At 68.5% G+C, this 733-nt stretch carries 1 protein-coding gene; it reads right to left on the reverse strand.

The window, feature by feature from the left end:
• On the reverse strand, window positions 1-733 hold a 733-nt coding region (locus tag AC3WL2_RS25780), incomplete at both ends, for a hypothetical protein (protein ID WP_492574044.1).

The raw sequence follows: 733 nt of genomic DNA on the forward strand, positions 1-733 counted from the left end.
TCAGGGTCATGTCCCGCTGGCTGGTCAGGCGGCCACCGTCGTTGTCCAGGCTCAGGCCGGTCAGGGTCAGGCCGGTCTGGGCCTCGAGGCGCGCCTTGTTGCGGTTGAGCAGCGATTGCAACGCCAGGGTCATGCCGGTGCCGGCGACCAGCAGGCCGCCGTCGCTGTTGTCCAGCGAGGTGCCGGTGACCGCGACGGCAGCCTTGCCGGTGATCTCGCCGCCACGGTTGTCGATGCGGTCGACCTCCAGGGTCAGCGCGCCATTGCTGCCGAGCAGGCCTGCCTCGCGGTTGTCCAGCTCACCGCCCTTGATCCGCAGTTGCTCGAGGCTGATCAGCGAACCGGCGTTGTTGAGCAGGGTGTCGGCCTGGACCTCGCCCTGGCCTTTGCCGGAGACCTTGCCCTTGCTGTTGTCCAGCGTCGCGGCCACAAGGTTGAGGGCGGTGTCGCCCACCAGGGTGCCCTGGCGGTTGTCCAGGCGACCGTCGACGGTCAGCACCAGGCCGGCGCGGCTGCTGACGGTGCCCTCGCGGTTGTCGAGGCTGGCGGCATGCAGGTCCAGGCCCTTGGCCGAGACCAGGCCCTTGGTGTTGTCCAGCGCCTGGGCAATGCGCACCGTCAAGGCCTGGTCGCTGAGCAGCTTGCCCTGGCGGTTGTCCAGGGAATCGGCCACCAAGGTGAAGCCTTGCGGGCTGGTGATTTCGCCGTTCTGGTTGTCGACGCTGCCGAGGTT

The organism is Pseudomonas sp. FW305-96 (genome assembly GCF_058783825.1).